The sequence below is a fragment of the Polaribacter sp. Hel_I_88 genome (assembly GCF_000687935.1).
GTDB lineage: Bacteria > Bacteroidota > Bacteroidia > Flavobacteriales > Flavobacteriaceae > Polaribacter.
Window position 1 is genome coordinate 3,849,127 of the sequence record NZ_JHZZ01000001.1, and the last position, 25,953, is coordinate 3,875,079.

26 protein-coding genes are annotated in these 25,953 nt (G+C 30.1%); 17 read left to right on the forward strand and 9 right to left on the reverse strand.

Annotated elements, in window-relative coordinates; all coding sequences use genetic code 11:
- Positions 1-3: 3 nt before the first annotated feature.
- Together P161_RS19225 and P161_RS0117220 are read right to left on the reverse strand one after the other, a co-directional pair.
- Entirely contained in the window at positions 4-696 is a 693-nt protein-coding gene (locus tag P161_RS19225) for a helix-turn-helix transcriptional regulator (RefSeq protein WP_026778130.1), read from the reverse strand.
- A complete protein-coding gene (locus P161_RS0117220; protein WP_026778131.1) occupies positions 693-1,472 on the reverse strand; it encodes an alpha/beta fold hydrolase in 780 nt (259 codons plus the stop codon). The genes P161_RS19225 and P161_RS0117220 overlap by 4 nt, the downstream gene beginning before the upstream one ends.
- Positions 1,473-1,619: 147 nt before the next feature.
- Between P161_RS0117220 and tsaE the strand changes: the two genes are divergently transcribed.
- The 4 genes from tsaE to P161_RS0117245 all read left to right on the forward strand — a co-directional run bounded on the left by tsaE (position 1,620) and on the right by P161_RS0117245 (position 6,183).
- Positions 1,620-2,027, forward strand: a complete 408-nt coding sequence (gene tsaE, locus P161_RS0117225; RefSeq protein WP_026778132.1) for a tRNA (adenosine(37)-N6)-threonylcarbamoyltransferase complex ATPase subunit type 1 TsaE — start codon at positions 1,620-1,622, stop codon at positions 2,025-2,027.
- Positions 2,028-2,038: 11 nt separating this feature from the next.
- Positions 2,039-3,235 carry an alanine dehydrogenase gene (locus P161_RS0117230; RefSeq protein ID WP_026778133.1) on the forward strand — a complete coding sequence of 399 codons (1,197 nt, stop codon included), beginning with the start codon at positions 2,039-2,041 and terminating at the stop codon, positions 3,233-3,235.
- Between the two features lie 142 nt (positions 3,236-3,377).
- Complete coding sequence (locus P161_RS0117235) at positions 3,378-4,163, forward strand: pentapeptide repeat-containing protein (protein WP_026778134.1); 786 nt, start codon at positions 3,378-3,380, stop codon at positions 4,161-4,163.
- A gap of 238 nt (positions 4,164-4,401) precedes the next feature.
- Entirely contained in the window at positions 4,402-6,183 is a 1,782-nt protein-coding gene (locus P161_RS0117245) for a long-chain fatty acid--CoA ligase (RefSeq protein ID WP_051605792.1), read from the forward strand.
- Between the two features lie 122 nt (positions 6,184-6,305).
- Here the strand turns inward: P161_RS0117245 and P161_RS0117250 are convergent, their stop codons facing one another.
- From P161_RS0117250 to P161_RS0117260, 3 genes are all read right to left on the reverse strand, one after another.
- Positions 6,306-6,911, reverse strand: coding sequence for a thioredoxin family protein (locus tag P161_RS0117250; RefSeq protein ID WP_026778136.1), 606 nt, complete (start codon positions 6,909-6,911; stop codon positions 6,306-6,308).
- A 3-nt stretch (positions 6,912-6,914) separates the two neighbouring features.
- Positions 6,915-7,448 (reverse strand): TlpA disulfide reductase family protein, encoded by a 534-nt coding sequence (locus tag P161_RS0117255; RefSeq protein WP_026778137.1) that lies wholly within the window; start codon positions 7,446-7,448, stop codon positions 6,915-6,917.
- 254 nt (positions 7,449-7,702) lie between these two features.
- Positions 7,703-8,485, reverse strand: coding sequence for a S1/P1 nuclease (locus P161_RS0117260; RefSeq protein ID WP_026778138.1), 783 nt, complete (start codon positions 8,483-8,485; stop codon positions 7,703-7,705).
- Positions 8,486-8,610: 125 nt separating this feature from the next.
- Between P161_RS0117260 and P161_RS0117265 the strand changes: the two genes are divergently transcribed.
- From P161_RS0117265 to P161_RS0117325, 13 genes are all read left to right on the forward strand, one after another.
- Positions 8,611-9,471, forward strand: a complete 861-nt coding sequence (locus tag P161_RS0117265) for an SPFH domain-containing protein (protein ID WP_026778139.1) — start codon at positions 8,611-8,613, stop codon at positions 9,469-9,471.
- A 104-nt stretch (positions 9,472-9,575) separates the two neighbouring features.
- On the forward strand, positions 9,576-10,034 hold the full coding sequence (locus P161_RS0117270) for a hypothetical protein (RefSeq protein ID WP_026778140.1): 459 nt from the start codon (positions 9,576-9,578) through the stop codon (positions 10,032-10,034).
- Entirely contained in the window at positions 10,024-10,518 is a 495-nt protein-coding gene (locus P161_RS0117275) for a hypothetical protein (protein WP_026778141.1), read from the forward strand. The genes P161_RS0117270 and P161_RS0117275 overlap by 11 nt, the downstream gene beginning before the upstream one ends.
- The gene (locus tag P161_RS0117280) at positions 10,519-10,704 is read left to right on the forward strand and encodes a hypothetical protein (protein ID WP_026778142.1); all 186 of its coding nucleotides are present in this window, start codon (positions 10,519-10,521) and stop codon (positions 10,702-10,704) included.
- On the forward strand, positions 10,701-10,859 hold the full coding sequence (locus P161_RS19400; protein ID WP_081817059.1) for a DUF4177 domain-containing protein: 159 nt from the start codon (positions 10,701-10,703) through the stop codon (positions 10,857-10,859). The genes P161_RS0117280 and P161_RS19400 overlap by 4 nt, the downstream gene beginning before the upstream one ends.
- Position 10,860: 1 nt before the next feature.
- A complete protein-coding gene (locus P161_RS19405; RefSeq protein WP_081817060.1) occupies positions 10,861-11,028 on the forward strand; it encodes a DUF4177 domain-containing protein in 168 nt (55 codons plus the stop codon).
- 2 nt (positions 11,029-11,030) lie between these two features.
- Positions 11,031-11,555 (forward strand): hypothetical protein, encoded by a 525-nt coding sequence (locus P161_RS0117295; protein ID WP_026778144.1) that lies wholly within the window; start codon positions 11,031-11,033, stop codon positions 11,553-11,555.
- A gap of 1 nt (position 11,556) precedes the next feature.
- Complete coding sequence (locus tag P161_RS0117300; RefSeq protein ID WP_026778145.1) at positions 11,557-12,468, forward strand: S9 family peptidase; 912 nt, start codon at positions 11,557-11,559, stop codon at positions 12,466-12,468.
- Between the two features lie 32 nt (positions 12,469-12,500).
- Entirely contained in the window at positions 12,501-12,665 is a 165-nt protein-coding gene (locus tag P161_RS19410) for an Arc family DNA binding domain-containing protein (RefSeq protein WP_081817061.1), read from the forward strand.
- 144 nt (positions 12,666-12,809) lie between these two features.
- Complete coding sequence (locus P161_RS0117310; protein WP_026778146.1) at positions 12,810-16,016, forward strand: hypothetical protein; 3,207 nt, start codon at positions 12,810-12,812, stop codon at positions 16,014-16,016.
- A gap of 1 nt (position 16,017) precedes the next feature.
- The gene (locus P161_RS0117315; RefSeq protein ID WP_231494763.1) at positions 16,018-16,686 is read left to right on the forward strand and encodes a DUF2490 domain-containing protein; all 669 of its coding nucleotides are present in this window, start codon (positions 16,018-16,020) and stop codon (positions 16,684-16,686) included.
- An 11-nt stretch (positions 16,687-16,697) separates the two neighbouring features.
- The gene (locus P161_RS0117320; protein WP_026778148.1) at positions 16,698-18,005 is read left to right on the forward strand and encodes a DUF819 domain-containing protein; all 1,308 of its coding nucleotides are present in this window, start codon (positions 16,698-16,700) and stop codon (positions 18,003-18,005) included.
- 39 nt (positions 18,006-18,044) lie between these two features.
- Complete coding sequence (locus tag P161_RS0117325; protein WP_026778149.1) at positions 18,045-18,749, forward strand: DUF4369 domain-containing protein; 705 nt, start codon at positions 18,045-18,047, stop codon at positions 18,747-18,749.
- Between the two features lie 371 nt (positions 18,750-19,120).
- On the opposite strand, the gene P161_RS19230 is transcribed toward P161_RS0117325, so the two are convergent.
- The 4 genes from P161_RS19230 to P161_RS0117345 all read right to left on the reverse strand — a co-directional run bounded on the left by P161_RS19230 (position 19,121) and on the right by P161_RS0117345 (position 25,942).
- Positions 19,121-20,764, reverse strand: coding sequence for a T9SS type A sorting domain-containing protein (locus P161_RS19230; protein WP_051605793.1), 1,644 nt, complete (start codon positions 20,762-20,764; stop codon positions 19,121-19,123).
- Positions 20,765-21,094: 330 nt separating this feature from the next.
- Positions 21,095-22,033 carry a glycosyl hydrolase family 17 protein gene (locus P161_RS0117335; RefSeq protein WP_026778150.1) on the reverse strand — a complete coding sequence of 313 codons (939 nt, stop codon included), beginning with the start codon at positions 22,031-22,033 and terminating at the stop codon, positions 21,095-21,097.
- A 33-nt stretch (positions 22,034-22,066) separates the two neighbouring features.
- A complete protein-coding gene (locus P161_RS0117340; protein WP_026778151.1) occupies positions 22,067-24,424 on the reverse strand; it encodes an MFS transporter in 2,358 nt (785 codons plus the stop codon).
- Between the two features lie 24 nt (positions 24,425-24,448).
- Positions 24,449-25,942, reverse strand: coding sequence for a glycoside hydrolase family 30 beta sandwich domain-containing protein (locus tag P161_RS0117345; protein WP_026778152.1), 1,494 nt, complete (start codon positions 25,940-25,942; stop codon positions 24,449-24,451).
- Positions 25,943-25,953: the final 11 nt, after the last annotated feature.

Below are 25,953 nucleotides of genomic sequence, written 5' to 3' on the forward strand. Positions count from 1 at the left end.
TAATTATAATAAATCCATAACCATAGAAAACTTAACCAATTCTTGTAATGAATTGATGTCTAATTTTCTGTAAATATTTTTTTTATGCGTAGAAACTGTATGTTTAGAAATAAATAATTGGTTACCAATATCATTATTAGAAACACCATTGCCTATCATTTTTAAAATAATTTTTTCTTGTTTGGTTAAACTTTGATAACGTTGCCAAAACACCAAACTATTTTTAGATTCAGGTAAAATATTTGCAAACATTTTAGATACACTAGACATGTTATCTGGAAAAAAAGAGGTGTTTATAGTTATATTTTCGTCTATTATGCATTTATTAGTTATAAAATGTGTCATTTTTCCGTTTAAAGAAATACATTGTAAATAATTGCAAACAGCATCTTTATCGTCTTTTAAAAGAAATTTTTTAGCTTTATTTTTTGCCAAATCTAATAAAGTAGGATCAGAAATTTCTGGTAAATAATTATGCCCAATAGTTAAAAGGGTATCTATTTCTTTTCCTTTGCTAAAAAATAAATCGCTAAATAATATATAGTTAAAAGTTGTTTTATCATTTATATAAAATGGAATGGTTATAAAATCTTTAAATTGATTAAATTTTTTATTATCATTTAAATATAAGTTTCTTAATCTGAAGATAAAATGTTGATTTTGAGAGAACACTTCTTTTTCTGTATATAACTTCATATTAAAAAAACTTTTGAAGTTATATCCATCATGGTTCTTATAAATAAATCAGGTTTTTCTAAACTCGGATAATGCCCACAATTATCAAAAAATATAAGTTCGCAGTTATTTTTACACTTCTTGGTTACTTTTTTTAAGTAGTCTTTATTCACAGATGGATCTTGCTGCCCAGCAATAATAAATTTAGGAACTTCTAATTTTGTAAAGATTTCATACTCATCTGCTAAATTGTTCCCTAAAATATCTTCAGCTACCATTTTTCTAACTAAAGAATTTGTTTTTTTAAAATCAGCAATAATAGCAGTTGTGCTGTCTTTATTATACACAGCAACATTTGAAGCTTCAGTTATAGCCTCTTCAGTAGGGTTTTCTGTTAAAAAAGTATGTAAGGCTGTTGCAGGTAAAAAAGCTTCTTCGAAATTAATTGGTTTCATAACTGGTGGCGTCCCAAAAATGACCAATCCTTTTAATTTTTTAATTTCATTCGCTATTTCTATGGCTAAATGTCCACCTAAAGAATTACCAACTAATAAAATCTCATCATCAATAGTATTGATAAAAGCAATTAATTTTTCTTTAAAAAAAGATATCGAAAAATCTGTATGATTTTTATAATTTTCAAGATTACTTCCATGACCTGGAAGATCTACTGCTATTTTGGTTTGTTTTATAAATTCACTATGTAAGAATTCTTTAAAAACAAAACTTGAAGAGGAATTTCCGTGGATACAAATAATAATACCAGGTTTTTGACCTAAGTTATTGATACTTTTCATATAGCTTTTTTTCAAAGTAAAGAAAAATAAAGCAGAAATCAAAAAAACAACCCTATAAATCAGGTCATTATAAATTAATAATTTTGATCAACAAACAATAATGAGTTTTTTTTATATATTTTACATTAAGTTTTTAAATTTGTTTCTATGAATAAAAACTATTCTTTAGAGAACTTATCTGAAATTGCTTCAGAAATTATTGCATCCGCAGAAAATAAAACTTTATTGTTTTTTGGAGAAATGGGCGTTGGTAAAACTACGCTCATTAAAGAAATATGCAAAAAATTAGGGGTTATAGATGGCATCTCCTCTCCTACTTTTTCACTAGTGAATGAATATCAAACTAAAAATAATGAGAAAGTTTTTCATTTTGATTTTTACAGAATTACAGATGAAGAAGAAGCTTTAGACATGGGAATTGAAGAGTATTTTGATAATAATGATTGGTGTTTAATTGAATGGCCAAAAAACATCGAAAATTTACTACCTTTAGATGCTGTTGAAATTCATTTATCAATTTTAAATGATGGAAAACGCAACATTCAACTAAAATAAAACTAATTTTTATGAGTCAATTTTCTCCTTTTAGTAAAGAAGAATTACTACCACAAGCAGAAATGCTAGAAATTAAAAAGAGAAAAGGGGAATTATTTATTGGTTTGCCCAAAGAAACTTATATAGGAGAAAAACGTGTTTGCCTAACACCAGATGCAGTTACAGCTCTGTGTACTCATGGCCATAGAATCGTGGTAGAAACTGGTGCTGGAGATGGTGCAAATTTTACTGATAAAGAATATTCTGAGGCTGGTGCAAAAATTTCTTACAATACAGAAGAAGCTTTTAAATGCAATATTGTTTTAAAAGTAGCACCACCAACTGAAGAGGAAATTGCCTATTTAAATCCGCAAACTATTTTAATTTCATCTTTGCAATTAAAAACACAGTCTAAAAAATATTTCGACTGTTTAGCAAAAAAGAAAATTACAGCAGTTGCTTTCGATTATATAAAAGACGAACATAACTCCTACCCTGTCGTAAAATCTTTGAGTGAAATTGCAGGAACAGCATCCATATTAATTGCAGGCGAATTAATGAGTGGCACCAATAAAGGAAATGGATTATTGTTTGGTAATATTGGTGGAGTTCCACCAACAAGTGTTGTTATTTTTGGAGCAGGAACAGTAGGCGAATATGCTGCAAGAACTGCCTTAGGATTAGGAGCTAGAGTAAAAGTTTTCGATAATTCAATTTCAAAATTACGAAACCTACAACATTGCCTGTCTGCACCAATTTACACATCAACTTTACAACCTAAATCTATTTCGAAAGCGTTAATGAGATGTGATGTTGCTATTGGTGCTATTAGAGGCAAAAACAGATCGCCTGTTGTGGTTACAGAAACCATGATTGAATCTATGAAAGAAGGTGCAGTAATTGTAGATGTTAGTATTGATAGAGGTGGATGTTTTGAGAGCTCAAATGTTACTTCTCACAACGCACCAACCTTTGTAAAACATGGTGTAATTCATTATTGTGTGCCTAATATTCCTGCACGTTATTCAAGAACAGCTTCTGTTTCTATAAGTAATATTTTTACTCCTTATTTGCTAGATATTGCAGAAGAAGGTGGGTTTGAAAATGCAGCTCGTTTTGATAAAAGCTTAAGAAATGGCATGTATTTTTACCACGGAATTTTAACAAACAGAACAGTGGCAGAATGGTTCGATTTGCCTTTTAGAGACATAAATTTATTAATTTTATAACATAAAAGTAGTTCTTCATCAATTTAATTTCATAATAATAAGAGTGTTATTTTTTTAAGTGACACTTTTTTTTCATGAAAGTGTAACAATCCTATTTTCTAAAAGTCTTTTAATAAAACAACATCTTCTAAAACTTTATAAAATGAAATATAGAATTATTACCATAACTTTTCTTTTTTTATCGATTACGTTATTTGCTCAAAAAACAGTGGAAGCGTCTGATATTATGAAAGCTATCAAAGCAGGAAAATCAATTTCTTATCAAAATGCAAAAATAGTAGGAACTTTAGATTTTACTTTTATGGAAGAAGCTTCGGAAAAACTTCCTAAAAAGAAAAAAAGTTTTTGGTGGGGAAATGGAAGCTCTAGCAATGATGTAAAAAACAAAATTGATGTTGAGGTTTCTTTTGTAAACTGTACTTTTAAAGATGATGTTTTAGCCTACATTCCAAATGATGATTCTGGTTACACATTTACTGCTGATTTTGAGCAATTAGCGATTTTTAAAAATTGTAACTTTGAAAGAAAAGCAATGTTTAAATACTCTCGTTTTGAAAGTGGATCAGATTTTTCTGGCTCTAATTTTAATGATGATACTACTTTTAAATTTGCAACTTTTGAGAAAGAGACAAGTTTTGAAAACACAAAATTTACAGAAACTGCTACATTTAAATATACCGAATTTAATAGAAATGTAAGTTTTTCGAATTCAGTTTTTGAAGATGAAGCCATTTTTAAATACACAAAATTTAAAGACGGAGTTTCTTTTAACAGTACAAATTTTGAAGAAGATTTAGATATTAAATATATGGAAGTTTCTGGTAATTTTGATATTAGCAAAATGAAAGTTGGTTTTGATATCGATTCTAAATACACAACTATTAACGGAAGAAGTTTTAATAAATACCTTTTAGAGAGTAGAAATTAAGTATCAAAAAAATAACTAATTTAAAAAAGGCTGGCAATTTGCTAGCCTTTTTTGATAATATTAAAATCGACTTTTTATGAAATTAAAAAATATCTACAATTTATAAAAAGCAATAATTAAAGTAAATTCATCAAAAAAACCATCAAAAAATAAGTAATTCATAATAAAAAAAGTCATTAAATAAGTATTTGTGAAATTAAAGGATTTTTACTATTTTGCAATACACAAAATAGACTTTATGCCAACAGAAATCAAGAGGTTATTCGATTTTCCTTATTATCAATTAGAGACTTACAATCTAAAAAAAGCATTATCCACTAAGTATGATGGAAAATGGGAATCTATTTCTACTCAAGAATATATAGATCAATCCAATCAATTAAGCAGAAGTTTATTAAAATTAGGGGTACAACCCAATGATAAAATAGCTATTATTTCTACAAATAATAGAACAGAATGGAATATTTGTGATATTGGCGTTTTACAAACTGGCGCCCAAACTGTACCTATTTATCCAACAATTTCTAAGGAAGATTACGAGTATGTAATCAATCACTCTGAAGCAGTGTATTGTTTTGTTTCTGATGTTGATGTTTTAGATAAATTAAATCAAATTAAAGGAAATACAAAGCTTAAAGAAGTCTTTACTTTTAATGATATAAAAGGAGAAAAAAGTTTTAAAGAACTTTTAGAATCTGGTAAAGATACTAGCAATCAAAACGAAGTTGAAGCTAGAAAAAAAGCCATAAAACCAGAAGATTTGGCAACTTTAATTTATACATCTGGAACCACAGGAAAACCAAAAGGAGTTATGTTATCTCACAACAACATCGTTTCTAATGTTTTAGCAAGTCAAAAAAATGTTCCATTAGAGTTTGGGAAAGACAAAGCTTTAAGCTTTTTACCTGTATGTCATATTTTTGAACGTATGATTTTGTATCTATATCAATATTGTGGTACAGAGATTTATTTTGCAGAATCTATTGAGAAACTTACAGAAAACGCACAAGAAGTAAAGCCAGATGTAATGACAGCTGTGCCAAGATTGTATGAAAAAATTTACGACAAAATTATCTTAAAAGGTGAAGATTTATCTGGTATAAAAAAGAAACTATTCTTTTGGGCTGTAAATTTAGGTTTAGAATACAAACCTTATGGTGCAAATGGTTGGTGGTATGAAAAACAATTGGGTTTAGCTCGTAAACTTATATTTTCTAAATGGCAAGCAGCTTTAGGGGGTAATTTAAAATTAATGGTTTCTGGTAGTGCAGCTTTACAACCACGTTTAACAAGAATTTTTGCAGCTGCAGGAATGCCAATTATGGAAGGTTATGGTTTAACAGAAACATCTCCTGTAACTTCTGTAAATTTTATGAATGTAGATGGAGTTAAAGGATTTAGAGTTGGTACAGTTGGTAAAGTTATTGATGGTGTAGAAGTAAAAATAGCAGAATCTGGTGAAATTTTAATAAAAGGACCTAATGTAATGCAAGGCTATTATAAAGATCCTGTAAAAACAGCGGAAGTTCTTAAAGATGGTTATTTTCATTCTGGAGATAAAGGTGAACTTGATAAAGATGGTTTCTTAAAAATTACAGGTAGAACCAAAGAAATGTTTAAAACTTCTGGAGGTAAATATGTGATTCCTCCATTATTAGAAGGAGAGCTAAAACAATCTTTATTTATAGAACAAGTAATGGTTGTAGGTGAAAATGAAAAAATGCCAGCAGCAATTATTCAACCTAATTTTGAATATTTAAAAGATTGGGCAAAAGACAATAATATTTCTTTTACTACGAATAAAGATTTAATTACAAACGAAAAAGTAATAGCAAAAATTCAGGAAGCAGTTGATAATTGTAATTGCCAATTTGGAAAATGGGAGCAAATTAAGCGCTTTGAATTAACGTCAGATGAATGGTCTATTGAAGGTGGTCATTTAACACCAACAATGAAAATGAAAAGAGCAGTAATCGTAAAAATTTATAACGATTTATATGAAAAAATATACAGACCATAAATTGTAAATAACTAAAATTTAAAGTTGATTTTTTTTTAAAAGACGAACTTTAAAAGCATAAAAAAATCCCAAGTTTTAACTTGGGATTTTTTATATAGTACCTGTAAGGCTAAAAAAAAATATTACACTTTAATTGAACAACCAATAGCAACAGTTGTTGTTTTCTCTATCTTTTTACCAGTCAATAAAGCATCTAAAGCATTTTCTACATATTTTTCTGTTACAGCATCTGCGTCTCTTGAACTGTTATCAATGGCTCCAATATATTGAACTTTCATATCGTTTTTTGTAACGATGTAAACATGTGGCGTTTTTGTGGCTCCAAATCTTGGATATACTTTTTGCCCTTCATCTAACAAATAAGGAAAATTAAAACCTTTTTCTTCAGATCTTATTTTCATTTTCTCAAGACTATCTTCTGGCATCGTAACAGGATTGTTTGGATTGATAGCAATTACAGGATAGCCATAATTTTCATATTTGTCATTTAAAGCGATTATTCTATCTTCATTGGCAACTGAATATGGACACGTATTACAAGTAAATATGATGACAAAACCCTTGGCATCATCATAATCTGATAATGATAAAAAATCACCATCTACATTTTTTAATTTAAAGTCTTTTATGGTATCTCCAACAGCATAACCTGCTGCAGGTTTTAACGTAAAAGCTGCTGTTGCAAACGCAAGCACCGCAAGTAATAATATCGATTTAATTGTTTTCATAATTTATGGTTTTAAAAAAGTTTTTAATTCAGTTTCTAACATTGTATAATCAAAAGATTGTTCGTAAAATTTTCTAGTATTTTTATTATAAATTAATGTTGCTGGCAAAGCTCCAGACCAAGTTGAATCGATGGCTTTTATCCAAACATTTTCATCAATATCATTTAATAAAACAACCTCAGATTGCAATTGTTTTTTATTGATAAAAGGAATTAGTTTTTTTTCAACTTGTTTTGGGAAATCTAAACTTACTAATAAAACCTCCACATTTTTAGAAACATAGTCTTGTTTTATATTCTCAAAATACGGTAATTCTTTTACACAGGGTGCACACCAAGTTGCCCAAAAATTTACAATGTAAGTTGTATCATCATTTTTTTCTAAATAAGGTTTTAACTCCTTATAATTTACTGTTTTTACGGTTGTTATTTTTTGCCAATTATTATCAGTAGTATTAACAACATTCGTTTTAGAACCCTCTTTTTTGCAAGAAGAAATTATCAGTAAAATTGAAAATATAAATAGTGCTTTTTTCATCTTTATAAAATTACATCAATTTAAAATACAACTACAATAATTAACGCATAATTAACAAAAAAACCTCGTAACAATTTAGTTATGAGGTTTTTCATCAATATAAAATTACATCAATTTAAAATAAGTTAACAGTCATTTGAAAGTAAACACTTTTAATTTCAAGCAGCTAAAAAGGCAATCATTAACAAATTATAAATGTAAAAGATTTATTTTTTTAGAGCATGAGTTTTCCCCTTTGGGGAATTAAAGGGGCTTTAGTCGTAAATATCATTCAAAACTTTAGCTAAACGGATTCCGCCTTTTTGTAATTGCGTTCTTACAGTTCCAAAATGATCGTAAGAATAATTATAACGTAAATTCTCTCCTACTTTTACAGATTTGTAAACTTCTTTGGTAACTTCATGTACCTCATTTACCCAATCAACAACAGAACCTTCTTTAATAAATTCTATTTGTTTTTTTGATAAATCATCTGCGTTTTCGGCTAATTCAATATAACTCATATTCCAATCTTCAATCATGTTGGTGTCCCAAACTCGGTGTAAATTAGATCCGTTTCCAAACCATTGTACTTGCACATCATTACCACCTTTATCTTCTCTTCTTCCAATATGCATTGGCTGGTGTAAATCGCCAACTAAATGTACTAACATTTTTAAATGAAAAACCTTATCTTCTTCACTACTGTTTTCATCTTTTAAAACTGTTTTACATTTTTCGATTCCTTGCACTAAATCTCCTTGAGGATTTTTTTCTGCTTCCTCATATGTTTGGTCCAAATCCATATTTACATAATGCCAAACGTTATAATCTCTATATTTTCTATCAGATTTAATTTCGTCTGCATAAGTAGAAACAAAGGCTAAACTTTGTCCTTTTAAGAGTTTATCAATACATTTTTTTGTTCTTCTTGTCAAATGCTTTTCAGCAATTTTTCCAGTAACTCTATGCCCATTTTGTCCCCAGAAATAAGCTTCATCAGTTGAGGAAGTCGTCATCATTAAAAATGGTATTAATAATAAAAGTTTGATTTTCATATGTGTAAATTATATATTTATTTTCAACAAAAGTATAAAAATAAATGCTTAAAAATTTGGAAAAATCAAAAATTAACTTATATCTTTGTGATATCAATTTAATATCAAACTAAAATCATTTACTTATGAAAGCTGAAAAAATTATCAAACTTGCCAACGGTTACCTAATGTTGTTTGTCGTTTTAATCCTATTTTTTGGAGGAATTATCATGACTATAGTGCAACAAACACCCGTTTATTTTCCTCTAATAATTATAGGTTTTATTGGTTTTTTTGGATTTATTCTGGTGAATCCAAATACATCTAAAGTTATTTTATTATTCGGAAAATACGTGGGAACTATCAAAGAAAATGGCTTGTATTGGGCAAATCCTTTGTATAGAAAAAAAACAATTTCTTTAAGAGCTAGCAATTTTGATAGTGAGCGATTAAAGGTAAATGACAAATTAGGAAACCCTGTAATGATTTCTACCATTTTAGTTTGGCGTGTTACCAATACGTATAAAGCAGCTTTTGATGTTGATAATTACGAAAATTTTGTACGTGTGCAAACAGATGCTGCTGTTAGAAAATTAGCAAGTATGTATCCTTATGATAATTTTGCGGATGAAGGTCATGATGAAGATATCACCTTAAGATCTAGTGTAAACGAAGTTTCTGAAGCTTTAGAAAAAGAAATTGACGAGCGTTTAACCATTGCAGGAATCGAAGTTTTAGAAGCTAGAATTGGGTATTTAGCCTATGCCAATGAAATTGCTTCTGCCATGTTAAAAAGACAACAAGCAACAGCTATTGTTGCTGCAAGACATAAAATTGTGCAAGGTGCTGTTGAAATGGTAGAAATGGCTTTAAATGAATTAAACAGGAAACAAATTGTGGAATTAGATGATGAACGAAAAGCAGCAATGGTTAGTAATTTATTAGTGATTTTATGTGGAGATAAAGAAGCTTCTCCTGTTGTAAATGCTGGTACTTTAAGTCATTAAAGCCCATCTTAATCTTCCCAAAGGGAAGAAACTCATACTCTAAAAAAAAACGAATGTCATTTCGCCTTTATGGAGAAATCTCAACTTTGAAACTAATTTAAATAATGGAGAAATTTGTAATGCTAGATGGTTATATTTCTATGGATAACAAACAATTATTCTTAGATATTAATAGAACAAAAAACGATTTAAAATCTAGAGGAGGCTGGTTAGGTGTATTTTTTGTTTTTGTTTCAATAAGCGTTTTACACACCTTTAGAAAAATGGAGTTATTAAAAAATTTCTTTGACTATTTTGATTTTGGCTTAAGAATCATTGGGGTACTTGGTATTCTTGCTGCACTTTATTATCTATTTTTTTTAAGAAAATCTAAAAAGAATTTAATTATCAATGAAATCATAAAAATAAATATTGATAAAAAAGAATTTGAAACAGAAATATCTTTAGTGTTCACCAATAAAAGAGAATATGATATTAGTTTTAGAAACCTAGAAAATCAATTAGAACCGTTTTTGGAACAAATTAAAAAAAGAAATACAAGAATAATAATTAATGATTTATAGCTTGAAAAACTCAAAGTCTTTTAAAATAACTAACGGATTTCTGATCATAAATAATTCTTATTTAAAAATTAAGTATAGAAAAGGAAAATATGCTTTGGATGTTTTAAAATTCTTTGGTAGTATTTCTTTAATTGCTTTGTTTCTAGATAAATTGAAAGACTATGAAAACATCATTGGAGTTTACGAAAATGCTAAGTTTTGGTTTTTTGCATTAGCATCTGTATCTTTAATTTACTTGTTTTTTGAATTTATCTTCAGAAAAAAATGGATAAATACGCTAGAAATAAATGACCTTTTAAAAGTTGAAATTGGTCACAATAAACGTGAAGAAAACATAGATGAAGACAGTAAAATTGAAATTACATTTTACACGAACAATGGCAAACAGAAATCAATTGAGTTGAAAAAACAACATAATCAACTGAATCAATTTTTAGAAATTTTACAAAAAAGAAATACAAGAATAAAAATAGAACAACTTTAAATGAACAATAAACAAATTTATGCAATCGCAATTGGTGTTTCTCTAGGAACTTCTATTGGTACAACAGTTGGTGCTGTTACTGGCAACATAGCAATGAGTTCTATTTACGGCTCAATGATTGGAACTATAATTGGAGTTGTTGTGGCATTTACAATCTTAAATGAAGACAAAAACGAAAACCCATGAAAGAATATAAAGTAGTTACACCAAAATTAGGCTGGAAAAATAGAAACCAAAAATATGAAGATTGTTTAAATCAATATGCAAGAGAAGGTTGGACTGTAAATACAATTTTTCAAAATACAGGTGGCATTTTATTTGAAAGAGATAAAAACAGATAATATGAAAGAATATAAGTTTTTAAAACAAAAAATGAGTTGGTCTAATAGTCAAAATAATTTTGAAGATGAAATCAACTCGCATGCAAAACAAGGTTGGAGAGTAATTAATGTTTACTGCAACACAAATGGTGGTGTTTATGCACTTTTGGAAAAGGATAAAAACAGATAAAAATGAAAGTTTTTAAAGAAGAGCAGCGTTTTACGCAAACTTGGCTAATTATTATTCTAATAATTTCTATTGGTGTTCCGTTTTTATTTGGTGTTTATGGAATTATGCAACAGATAATTTACAAAAACCCTTTAGGACAAAAACCAATGTCAGATGCAGGATTGATCATTTTTACAATTAGCATGTTCATCTTAACAGTCCTTATTTTCTTTATAAAACTTACCACAAAAATTGATGAAAAAGGAATTCACTATCAATTTTACCCTTTTCATTTATCTGTAAAAACAATTTCTTGGAGCGAAGTTTCCAAAGCTGGTGTTAGAACTTATTTGCCAATTAGTGAATTTGGTGGTTGGGGTTTAAGAGGTGGTTTTTTCTTCAATAAAGGCAAAGGAAAAGCTGTAAATATTTCTGGAGATATTGGTATTCAATTAATTCTTAAAAACGGCAAAAAATTATTAATTGGAACACAAAAGGAAAGTGAAGCAAAAAGTGTTTTAGAAACCTATACATCAAAAATCAATTAAAATGATACGTATTATAACTTATTTCATCATATCAACTTTTAGTATTGCAATTTCTTTTGCGCAAGTAAAATCCGAAGAAATTACAATCAATAATATGGCAATTCAATTACCAGGAACTTTAACATATCCATCAGAAAAATCGCCTTTAGTAATTTGGGTGCATGGTTCTGGAGGTGTTGACAGGAATGGAAATCAACCTCAATACATTAAACAATTCAGAGACAAAATCAATAAAAATAATATTGCCTTTTTTTCTTATGATAAAAGAACAGCCAATCCAAAAAATGCAACTTTTTTACAAGAAGATGGTATTTTAATTGCTGATTTTGTGAGCGATGTTAAAGAAGTTGTCAATCATTTTAAAGGTGATGAGCGTTTTACAGAAATTATTTTGGCAGGGCATAGTCAAGGTTCTTTAATTGCAATGATGGCTTTAGATAATGTTGATAGATACATATCAATTGCTGGTGCAGGAGAAACCATTGATAAAACGTTGGTAAGGCAAGTTACTGCACAAAGTGCTGAATTTGGTAAACTCACTGAAACGTATTTAAAGGAATTAAAAGAAACAGGAGAAATTACAGAAGTTGATCCAAATTTACTATCGCTTTTTGCAAAACCAAATCAACCTTTTTTAACTTCTTGGATCGAGTTAAATCCTTTAGAAGAAATTAAAAATGTAACCATCCCAACTTTACTAATTAATGGTGATAAAGATATTCAAGTGCAAGTGTTAGATGCCGAAAATTTAAAAAAAGCAAAACCAGAAGCAACCTTAGTCATCATAAAAAATATGAATCACGTTTTAAAAGATATTCAAAAAGAAGAAGACAACTTAGCTTCCTATTATTCTGCTGATTTTCCAATTTCAGAAGAATTAATAAAAACGATTGTAGAATTTATCCATAAATAAAATTCCAATTTAAGGAAGTAAAAAGGAGAAAAATGGCAAAAAAGAAAGCTTTCGCGTTGCGAGTTAATGAAGATATGATCAAAGCTATCGAAAAATGGGCTGCAGATGAATTCAGGTCTACAAACGGACAAATAGAATGGATGCTCATGCAAGCTTTAAAAGATGCAAAACGCGAACCTAAAAAGAAAGAAGAATAGAATGTTATTAAAAATACTTGTTCTATAGAAAAAGACTTTAAAATTTCTGAGAAACAAAAACATTAAATTTAAACGCTCATTTTTTATAGAGCGTTTTCTTTTTTATATATTGTTGCCAAATTCAAATTCAATAAATCTTACACAATGAGAAAACTACTAACCTTACTTTTTTTATGTACTACTTCCCTACTCTTTTCTCAAGAGTTTTCTATGGATTTAGTAAAAAACATGAAACCTAGAAATATTGGACCAGGAGGAATGTCTGGTCGTGTAACATCTATAGATGTTGTAGAATCTAATCCAGAAATTATGTATGTAGGTACTGCTTCTGGAGGTATCTGGAAATCTACTTCTGGTGGTGTTAAATGGGAGCCTATTTTCGAAAATGAACTTACAGCATCTATTGGTGCAGTTGCTATTCAACAATCAAACCCAAGTGTAATTTGGGCAGGTACAGGAGAAGGAAACCCAAGAAATAGTTTAAATGGTGGTTTTGGAATTTATAAATCTTTAGATGCAGGAAAAACTTGGCAAGCTATGGGTTTAGAAAAAACACGTCATATTCATAGAGTTATTATTCACCCAACAAACCCAGATATTGTTTATGTTGGTGCAATTGGTTCTCCTTGGGGAGAGCACAAAGAAAGAGGTGTTTACAAAACAACTGATGGTGGAAAGTCTTGGAAACAAATTTTATATAATAATGATAAAACTGGGGCTGCAGATTTAATTATGGATCCAACAAATCCAAATAAATTAATTGCTGCAATGTGGGAACACAAACGTGATCCTTGGTTCTTTAAATCTGGTGGAGAAGGTTCTGGTTTATACATCACACATGATGGAGGAGAAAACTGGAAAGAAGTTACTGAAAAAGAAGGTTTTCCAAAAGGTGATTTAGGTAGAATTGGTGTGGCAATTGCACCTAGCGAACCAAATACAATTTATGCTTTGGTAGAAGCAAAAAAGAATGCATTGTATAAAAGTGAAGATGGAGGTTTTAAATGGAGAAAAATAAATGATAAATCTGATATAGGAAACAGACCTTTTTACTATTCAGAAATTTATGTAGACCCACAAAATGAAAATCGTGTGTATTCTGTATTTACCTATGTAAATGTTTCTGAAGATGGAGGTAGAAACTTTAAGCAATTAATGCCTGCTTATGGAGTAGATAATGGAGTGCATCCAGATCATCATGCTTGGTGGATTCATCCAAACAATGGCAAATTTATGATTGATGGTAATGATGGTGGATTAAACATTACCAAAGATGGAGGAAAATCCTGGAGATTTATTGGTAACATTCCTGTTGCTCAGTTCTATCATATTAATGTAGATAATGAGTTCCCATATAATGTTTATGGTGGAATGCAAGATAATGGTTCTTGGAGAGGCCCTGCTTATGTTTGGAAAGATCAAGGAATTAGAAACAGTTATTGGCAAGAAATTTCTTTTGGTGATGGTTTTGATGTAGTGCCAGATAAAGATGACTCAAGATATGGTTGGTCTATGAGTCAGCAAGGATCTGTAGTAAGGTATGACCATATTACAGGTAATAATTATTCTGTAAAACCAACACATAAAGACCCAAATGTAGAATTACGTTTCAATTGGAATGCAGCAATAAATATGGATCCTTTTGATAATAGTACTCTGTATTTTGGTAGTCAGTTTGTACATAAATCTACAGATAAGGGCTTAACTTGGGAGGTTATTTCTCCAGATTTAACAACAAACAATCCAGAGAAATTAAGACAATCTGAAAGTGGTGGTTTAACTATGGATGCAACTGGTGCAGAAAATCATTGTACAGTTTTAGTAATTGAGCCAACTACTTTAGAAAAAGATGTTTTATGGGCTGCAACAGATGATGGCCAAGTTCATATTACGAAAGATGGTGGTGCAAACTGGACAAACGTTGCTAAAAATATTAAAGGACTACCAGAATTTAGTTGGATTACACAAATTAAAGCATCTAATAAAAACAAAGGTGAAGCACTTTTAATAGCTAATGATTACAGACGTTTTAACTACACTCCTTATGCGTACAGAACTAAAAATTACGGAAAAACTTGGGAGCGAATTGTAGATGAAAATGATGTACAAAGTTATACACTTTGTATCATTGAAGATCCAGAAAATGAAAACTTACTATTTTTAGGAACAGATGATGGTTTATACATTTCATTGAATGCTGGTGAAAAATGGACAAAATGGACAAATGGTTTCCCAACTGTTCCTGTAAAAGATTTGGTAATTCATCCAAGAGAACACGATTTAGTAATTGGTACTTTTGGACGAGCTGCTTGGGTTTTAGATGATATTAGACCTTTAAGAGCTTTGGCAAATAAAAATGCAACCGCTAAAAAATTACATTTATTTGAACCTCCAACTTCGTATCAACCTGCAACGCAACAACCAACAGGAAGTAGATTTGGTGCAGATGCCATGTATCAAGGAGAAAATAGAAATGGTGGTGCCATTATTTCTTATTATGTTGATGTTCCTAAAGCTGATAAAAAAGAAGAAAATGAAGACAAAAAAGAAGATGATGAAATCCTGAAACAAGTTCAGGATGACAAAAAAGTCAAGTTTGATTCTATTACATTAGAAGTTTTTGATGGTGAAAGACAAATTAGAACGCTAAAATTTAAAGCTCCAAAAGAAAGTGGCGTTCATAAAACCACTTGGTATTTAAGAGAAAAAGGAGTTGATAGGGCTTCAAGAAGTATCAGAAAATCAACCAGAGAACCATCTGGTGTAGAAGTGAAACCAGGTGTTTATCAATTAAAAATGACTTTTGGTGATGTAGTTGCAGAACAATCTATAAAAGTAGAATTCGACCCTAGATTAGAGATTTCTCAGGAAGCTATCAATCAAAAATACAATGCCAGTAAAGAGCTTGAAACTTATCAAGAAAAAATTGCTGCAATTGTTAAGCAATTGGTTGAAAGTAAAAATACGGCAACTTTTATTAAGTCAGATTTGTCTAAAGAAGATAAAGTTAAATACAAAGAGGAAATTAAATCATCAACTAAAATTATTAAAAAAGTGGATAGTTTACTAGCAATGTATTTAGGTACAATTGACAAAAGACAAGGGATTACAAGAAATCCAGAAGTTACCGTTAATCAACGTTTTGGGCAGGCAAGTAGATACATTCGTTCTCGTTTTGGAGAGCAAACATCAACAGAGCAAATATTAATGAATCAGTTTGTTGAAGAGTTTAAAAAGGCAGTTTCAGAAACAAATACGTTCTTTAATAATGATTGGATTGCTTATAAAAAATCTGTAGAAAATATTAATATTTCTCCTTTTAAAGAAACCAAAATTTATTCAGCAAATTAGTATGATTAAAAAACTTGTAGTTCTTTTGGTCTTCACTTTAATGATGTTTAAAGTGAAGGCTCAAAATGCTGAAAATAAATTAGGGGCTTGGTACATGTACAATGGTTCTCATAAATTAACAGAGAAATATTCGTTGCAAACCATGGCGCATTTTAGGTATTTTGAAGTTGCTAGCTCTTTTCAACAGGAGATTTATAGATTAGGTGTTAATTACAAATTTAATCCTAAAATGAATCTAACTTTGGGTGCAAGTTATTCCACAGGAGATTTGGCTTACGATGTTGAGTCTCCTTTATTATACGAGTGGCGTTTGTATGAAGATTTTAACATCAACAGTAAATGGAGAAAATTTAAAGCAAGACATCGTTTACGTTTGGAGCATAGATTTATTCATAAAAATATAAATACCGACGAAACTCAAAATTGGTTTCGTTATGATTTAAATGTAAATTACCCCATTACCGAAAATTGGAGCGTATATGCTTTTAATGAAATCTTTTTGAACTTAGATAGAAGTGAAATATTTGCTCAAAACTGGACAGGTGCTGGTTTTCTTCGAAAAATAAATAAAAACTTAAAAGTTAAATTTGGATATTTTCAAATTAAACAAAATAGCAGAACTCTAAAAAGAGTTCGAGTTGGTGTACTTTTAAACACAGATTTCTTTTAAAATTATATATAATGTCTGAACCCATATTTACAAATGATGCCATTGTTTTTGGTGTTTTAATGATTTCTTTAGGATTTGTTTTTTACACAGAAAGTAAAACTTCTGGGTTTTGGTTCAAGTTTTATAAAATTGTGCCAGGTTTATTTATGGCATATTTTATTCCTGCAATTTTTACAACAATTGGTTTGATTTCTCCTGAATGGGAAACTACAAATTCAGTTGGCGAAACCGTTTCTGGAAAATCAGAATTATATTATGTTGCAAGTCGTTTTTTATTACCAGCAGCACTAGTTTTAATGACGTTAAGTATCGATTTAAAAGCCATTTTTAACCTTGGTTCTAAAGCCTTGATTATGTTTTTTACAGGAACTATTGGTATTGTTATTGGTGGTCCAATTGCCATTTTATTAATTTCAATTTTCTCGCCAGAAACAGTTGGTGGTGCAGATTTTGATGCTGTTTGGAGAGGACTTTCCACACTTGCAGGAAGTTGGATTGGTGGTGGTGCCAATCAAACTGCCATGTTAGAAATTTACAAGTTCAACCCTGCAAAATATGGTGCTATGGTTTTTGTTGATATTGTAATCGCTAATATTTGGATGGCAGTAATATTGATAGGAATAGGCAAAAAAGACAAAATCGATAAATGGCTTGGTGCAGATACTTCTGCAATCGAAGAATTAAAACAAAAAGTAATTCTTTTTTCTGATAAAGTAAAAAGAAACCCAAGTTTAACAGATTTAATGATTATGCTAGCCATTGCTTTTGGTACTGTTGGTTTTGGGCATTTTGCTTCAAAATATTTGGGCGCTTTTTTCAGTGATTTTGTTGCTTCGATTGCCTCTCAAACTTGGCGAAATATTTTCTCATTTTTAGGTTCAAGTTTTTTCTGGTTGATTAGTATTTCTACAATAGTTGCTATTATTTTATCATTTACAAAAGCTAAAAATTACGAAGGTGCAGGAGCCAGCAAATTAGGAAGCGTTTTTATTTACATTTTAGTTGCCACCATTGGTATGAAAATGGATTTATTAATGATTTTAGACAATGTTGGCTTAATTGCTATTGGGTTAGTTTGGATGTCGATCCACGCAGGTTTATTAATTTTGATTGCCAAATTAATTAAAGCTCCTTACTTCTTTTTAGCTGTGGGAAGTCAGGCAAATGTTGGTGGTGCAGCCTCTGCTCCTATTGTTGCACAAGCTTTTCATCCATCATTAGCCACTGTTGGTGTTTTATTAGCTGTTTTTGGGTATGCTATAGGAACCATTGGTGCAATTGCTTGTACTATTTTGATGGAATTATCAGCAACTTTATAAAAAAAATCAGCATATTTGCACTCGAAAAATAAACATCAAATGAAAAAAATTCTTGCAGTTTTAGCAATCTCTGTCTTATTATATGCTTGTTCCTCAAAAAAAGATGGAAATATGATTGTAGAAGGACAAATTAAAGGACTTAAAAAAGGAAAATTATATTTACAGAAAATGGTAGATACTGTTTTGGTGTCTGTAGATTCTGTTGCTTTATTAGGTACAGATACTTTTAGATTGACTGATAATGTAGACTCACCTGTTTTATATTATTTAACTTTTGATGGCAATACCACAGATAAAAGAATTCTTTTCTTTGGTGAAGCAGGAACTATTACCATTAATGATAAAGTAGAAGTATTTGGATTTAATCCAGAAATAAAAGGCTCAAAAAATCAAGAAATTTTAGATAAATATAACTTGGTTAGTAAAAAATTTCAAAGTCAACGTTTAGAATTTATCAAAAAAGATTTTGATGCAAAAAGGGCAAACGACAAAGACTTAATTCAAAAACTTGAAGAAGATTACAAAAGAATGGTAAGAAGAAGAGTTTTATACACTACGAATTTTGCACTTTCAAATGCAGATACAGAGGTTGCACCTTATATTGCTTTAACAGAAATGTATGATGCAAGTTTACAAATGTTAGATACAGTAAACAATAAATTATCTCCTAGAGTAAAAGATTCTGAGTATGGAAAGCGCTTTCAGGAATATTTAGACAACATAAAAGCGAATCAAGAAAATTAGATTTCTTTTATTTTACAAACAAAAACGAGGAAGTAATTTTAAATTACTTCCTCGTTTTTTGTTTTTAAGATATTCATGTTACTAAACTGTAGTGCTTTAAATAACACTTAACTAAGTGAGAATCTTGATAAATAAGTTCTATAAAAAGTATCTTTAAAGTCAAAACAAAAAATGCGTAAAGTAGACTTTAACAAACTTTACAAATTATAATTATGAATACAATTTTTATAATGTACATCTATTTTAAAAAAAATATAATCCTACTTAATTACAAAACTTGAAATACAGATTACTAGGTTTATTCTAAAACAAAAAAACCGAACATTGCTGTTCGGTTTTTAAAACTAAAATTTAGTTACAATAACTTATACTTACTGCTTGATAAATTTAGCAGTTCCTGTTGTGTTACCAACATTGTATTTCACTAAATAAATACCAGATGATAAGTTAGATATGTTTATTGAAGTTTTTGTGTCATTTACATCTACACTCATTACTTTTTTACCTAAAACATTAAATATATCTGCATTCTGAATTGTTTCTTTAGCAGAAATATTTAATCTATCAGTTGCTGGATTTGGAAACATTGAGAATCCTAATAATTCATTACTTTCTGTATTAAGAGTAGAAGCTTTGTAAAAATAAATATTATCAAAATAACCCAGTTTTGTTCTTAAATCTGAAGAAGCACCAATTTTAAACTGAAAAAACGTAGTAACATCAAACCCTTTCCCAGCGAAAGTAGCTAAAGGAATATCTATACTTTGCCAAGAATCAAAAACTATAACCTCATCAACCACTTCAGAAGCATTACCTGCACTGCTAACAGTAGTTCCAAAACCATAAAAAGCCTCAGAATTTGCTCCACCAGTTCTAGATATCAAATCTAAATAAAATTGATGACCAAGTGAACCTGCTGCCTCACTACTAGGAATGAAATAATCAATATGAACCGTATCATAATCAGAAACATCTGTGGTAGTAATTCCTCCAGATGTAATTCCACCTCCCCAACCAATCGCAAGATTGATTTTAGCTACATTATTTACTGCTGAAGTTGCATCTAAATCTGGAAAAGTAGGTGTTGCACCAAAAAAATCATCAGCATTCCAGAAATTTGTAAATGTACCTGTGTCTGTTATATTATCTTGTAAAGCTAAATGAGTTCCATAAGTTGAAGGTGTTGGAGATGCATTTGGTAACGTAGCCACAATAGATACAGTATAAGTTTTAGTATCTGTACCATTTGATGCGGTTACAACTACAGTAGCATCACCTGGCACTGATGTTGCTTGATTTATAACTGCTGATGCTCCAGAGTTTGTTGTTGTGGCATCTGTAATACTTGGTGCAGTTGTTGTACCTATTTGAACTTCATAAGTATAAGAAGTAGTTGCAGCTGAAAAACCAGATATAGTTACTCCTTCAACTTTTAAATCGCTTAAAGTAGCATCTTTTAATGGATCAGCAGGTGGCTTTGAAAAGAACAAATTATCGATATAAATTTCATCTGTAGTTCCATTACCTCCATCAAATTTTAACTGTCTAATAGTACTTAAATCTGCATTTGGCCATTGAGACAAATCAATCTCTAAAGATTGCCATTCTCCTGGTTTTGCTGCAATACTTACTGCTTGTTCTCCACCAGCCCAAATTAGAGAAAAACCAACAGTTGCATTATTAGTCCAAATATCAATATGTGCCTTTTCAAATCCTACAAGATTTTGTCTATTATTGTCAAAATCTATACCTTGATAATTAAAGCTTGGTATTTTTATAGCCAAATCACCAGCAATAGCTGGAAATTCTACTCTACCAGAAGTCTCACCCCAATTAGGGTTTAAATTAGCGGCAATATCAGCATACACTTTTGTATTGGCATCTGTAGTTTGTGTAAAAATTGACACAACATTTGCTGCATCTCTAGCAGAAGGTGCATCAGGTGCTGTAGTTGGTGCTTGTGAAAACCCAATTGAAGTTATCAATAAGGCTAATAATAAAGTAATTTTTTTCATAATTATATATTTTAAGATTATTAAACAATATTAACCCTAATATACGCAATTTTATCATTTTATACCTCAACAAGAAACATACAACACATAAAATCTGGAGTTATTTTAATTAACTTTATTAAAAAAACCCGGTATATAAAGGTTTTTCAAATACATATATAAAATGTTAATTTTTAATCAATTAGAAGGTTTTTTTTTCTTGTATAGGTAATGTATGGTTGTAAAAAGAGATGTTGGGTTCTTTAAAAATGAAGTATTGTTTTATGGATAAAAAAACTCTATAAATAATATATCTATAGAGTTTTAAATAATATAAGTAGAGTGAAAAATCTAAAACTTCAATTTTTCATGTTTATCCCAAAGTCCCCAATAAGCACCAACAACACCTTCTGCTCCAACTTTCCAAGATTCATCAAAAGATGAAAAATAAAATATCTCTATATCATCTTTATTTGCCCAAGCTTGTGAATTGATAAAATATTTCATGGCGTTTTCTTCAGTAGAATGTGCGCCTCTTAAACTTTCTCCTTGACTTGGCCAGCCTGTTTCAGTAATAATTACTTTTTTTCCATGTCCAGCAGCACTTGCTTGACTAAACATATTTTGCATATGATTTAAAGAATGTTCTATACTACAACCTTCCCAATAAGGATAACAGTTTGACAAAATAACATCACAAGCTTCAGTAATATTTGGTCTGTGAGAAAACTCATAATACGCATCAACATAACCAACAGGAATGTCCATTCCTTTTAAAGCCTCTTTTACTCTGTATATATAAGCTAACAATTGTTCTTCTGTTAAATCTTTTCTGTACATTACCTCATTACCCACTGCAGCAATATCTACACACCCTTCTTTAGCTAATTGAATTAAACCTTCTATTTCTAGTTCGTTTTTATCCATATCATCACCTAACCAAGCACCAACCATGTTTTTTATTCCATGTTTTTTAGCCATTCTTGGTATGTGTTCATTCCCTTCTATACAAGAAAAAGAACGAATCCATTTTGTGTATGGTTTTAAAATTTTTACTCTTCTTTCTACTTGCTCCTCAGTAATTGTATCTCCTGGTTCTTGACCATCTTCGTACATACTAAAACAGATTCCATGCATTCCTTTTGCCAAAGTAGTATTCCAAAGTTTTGCTAAATCTTCAGTTTCCTCGTATTTAGTAAAATCTACTCCAACACTTTCGGTAAAATCTAGACTATTAGAATTAGATTCTAAATTTTTAGACGAAAATTTACGTTCTTCTCTATATGACATTATGTTTGGTTTTAATGTGTAATTCTAATATTATTAATTGTATTTCATTTTTTCATCTTTATCCCAAATACCCCATCTTGCTCCTAATTCTCCTTCTATTTTAACTTTCCAAGATTCATCAAAAGAAGAGAAATGAAACATCGTAATATTTTCATTTTGAGCCCATTCTTGGGTTTGAATAAAGTATTTCATAGCATTTAGCTTTGTAGGATCTGCTTTTTGAACTGCTTCACCTTGACTTGGCCAACCTGTTTCAGAAATAATAATTTCTTTACCTTTTGCTATTTTTTCTGTTATAGCGTATATCTGTCTTAATTGTAAGAGAGCATCTTCAATACTTGATCCTTCCCAAAAAGGATAACAGTTTGCTAGTATAATATCTGAAGCATCTACTAGATTAGGTCTTTTGGAGTATTCATAATAGGTGTCTACATAACAAACAGGAATGTTTAAACCTTCTAATTCCTTTTTAACCCTGTTGATGTATTCTATAATTTCTGCTTCAGATACATCTCCTCTTAGTAAAACTTCGTTACCAACAGCTGCAATATCTACAGCACCTAATTTTGCTAAACGAATTAAGCCTTCTATTTCTTTTTCGTTCCTATTTTTATCTTTTCCAATCCAAGCACCTACAATGGTTTTTAGTCCTTTTTGTTTTGCAATTTGAGGAATCAACTCGTTACCATTTGTACAAGAAAAAGAACGAATAGAAGTTGTATACGGTTTAATAATATCCATTCTTCTACTAATTTGAAGCTCACTCAAAACATCATTAGCATCTTGCCCTTCTGTATAAGGACTAAAGCACAAACCTTTTAAACCATTATGTAAAGTTTTAGAAAATAAGTTTGCAATTCCTTTTTCTGATAGGTTCGAAAAATCAATACTTTTATAGTCACTTAAAGGGATGTCTAAACCTAATGCCGCTAAATTTCCTGCTCCATAACCTGATGATGTTTTAGGAGCATTTTTAAGAATTTTTCTTTTTACTAATTCTGCGCTAATTTCTAAAGATCGTTCTTCTGTTAAGTTATACCCTCTCATAATCAACATGGCTCCAAGAGTTCCCAAAATTGGCAAGCCTGAATAGAATAAACGAATACCTGTAATTGAAGCTTCAGAATTTACGGTATCTGGCACAAAACCAACTAAAGTCATAATTGCACCTGTCAACAAACCAGCAATTGCAAAACCAAATTTAACCATCCACCAATAAATTGCTCCGAAAACTCCTTCTCTTCGTTTTCCTGTGTTTAATTCATCAATATCAATTACATCAGAAGTCATTGACATCATTAAGGTAAATAAACTCCCAATACCAAAAGAGAAAAAAGGCAATGCAAACAAAAATAAATAAGGTTTTCCTGGAACAAATAAAAACCAAAGCATTATATATCCTAGTACAGAAATTCCTTGAGAAATCATAAAAGCTTTCTTTTTACCAACGGTTCCTGATAATTTTGCTACGATAGGTATTACTAAAAAAGTAGTTGATAATGCACCAATACTTCCTAATAATGTTGGCCAAAGACCAGCTGCACCAGCATCTCCATTAAAAAGATAATAAACAACTATAAAAAATGAAAAACCGGCAACTACGTTAAAAGCATTGTAGATTAAAAATGTTGAGAAACACAATTTTCTAAATTGTTCAATTTTAAAAGCTTCTTTAAAATTTTCTATGATTTCTTTTAAGCTTCCTCCTATTGTTTTTAATGTTAAAGGCGTTAGAGTATCATCATCTATAGTCGATTTACTTTTAATAAAAAAAGCTGGTATCATTGCACAAACAGCAAAAATAACACCCACCCAAATCCCTAAAGTTCTAGTTGTTTCTGTGGTATCTCCAAACCAAGAATCATCATACATAACCACCCAAAACCAAGGTGCAATAACCCAAGCCCACTGACCAATCCATTGTGCAGTTGCCATAATATTTGTTCGTTCATGAAAATCATCACTCATTTCATAACCCATGGCAACATAAGGAACAGAAAAAATAGTTAATCCTAAATAAAAAACTAAAGACCAGATTAAAAAATAGGTGAAATTATAACTCACACCATCTACCACATACAATTGCCATAGTAATGAAAATGAAATACCCATTATTAAAGCTCCTAGTAAAACATATTGTCTTCTTCTACCCCAAATAGATCTTGTATTATCGGATATAAAACCCATGATTGGATCTGTAATTGAATCGAAAATACGAGGAAGAAAAAATAAAATTCCCCACATCCAAGTTGGGAACTCGTAATTTTGAATTAAAACAACCATAAAAATTCCCAAAGCAGCTGGAAACATTTGATTTGCCAACATTCCTAATCCAAAAGCAATTTTTTGTCCCATAGGCACTTTACCTGATTTCGTTTGATTGTTACTCATAATTTTATGATTAAGTTTTGTTGATTAGTTTTTAATTACAAGAGTCTGAATTGCTTGTCCTTGAATTGGTATTGTTACATGTTTATCCTTTAAAGATAAATTGATATTTTTAGAAGTTTTTCCTTCATTAAATACAACAACTGCAATGGTTCCATCTTGGTTTTCTGCTGCAGTTACCATCAAATCATTATCAGAGTTTTCTAGGTTGATAATTGATGCTTCTGGTCTTATAAATCTACTAAAGTGCGATAATGTATAATAAATTGGTGTAAAATAAACCTCGTCATTTTCTTCATCAACAATAATTGGAGCCACACACCAGTTTTTAAACCAATTTGGTCCTCCTTGTTTGTTTAAAACCATATTCCAATCTATCCAACCATCTACATAATTGTTTAAACAACCAATAATATCTCTTGCATATCTGTTTACAGGTGCATATTTTGGGTGTAAATGTTTGTCTTTTTCTGGAGCCCAATCCCAACCCCAATCTGTTGCTTCTTTTTTCCAATACCATGCATCATCTTTCCATTTTGGAATTTCTGAATCCACACAAGCTTCTGACTGAATTAAGTGTTTATTAGGTGCTTTGTTATGCGCATATTGCAATTCCTCTGGAAAAATTTCATACGTACTTGCATACCAATGAATAGCTGTTCCATCAAAATATTTTGATGTTTCCTCATTTTTATATTGAGAATCTATCCATTCTTTTAAATGTTCTCTATTTTGATCATAACCTAAAATTTTTGCTTCTGGATGTGTTTTTTCTAATTGTGGCCCCAAATGGTTTTGCACAAAATTTGTCATTTCATCTGGTGTATAATGCATGGATTCCCAGTTATTTCCATTTCCAAGAGGTTCGTTTTCTACTGTAAAACCCCAAATATCAATTCCTTCATTTTTATATGCTTCTGCATATTTCGAGAAAAATAACGCCCAAGTATCATAATATTCAGGTAATAATTTACCTCCAACCCATTCTTTGTTATCTTTCATCCAAGGAGAAGCTGTCCAAGGAGAAGACAAAATTTTAAAACCATCTTTAGATACTTTCATAGCATCTTTTATAAACGGAATTATATCGTCTTTATCTTCTTTAATTGAAAAATGTTCTAATTCTTTATCATCTTCAATTGGCGCATACGAATACTGACTTAATGAAAAATCAGAAGAATTCATGTGAGTTCTTGTTAAAGAGTATTTTGCGCCACTTTCACCAAAATAAGCTTCAATAATGGAGTCTCTATTTTTTTTGCTAATTTTGTTTAACAAATACGCAGAAGATTCTGTAAACGAACCTCCAAAACCTGTTATGGTTTGTCTTTTTTCTGCAGGTAATAATGTTATTTGAACTAACCCATCTTGATTTTTATCCGAAGAAAAATTAGTTACCTTGGTTAAATTATTTCCACTTGCAGAAGTTTCGTAGACATCTACTTTTAAAGTATTGTTTTTTGTGTTACAACTCATAATAATTACGAATAAACTAAAAACTAAAAATTTAATTGTTCTCATTATTTATATTT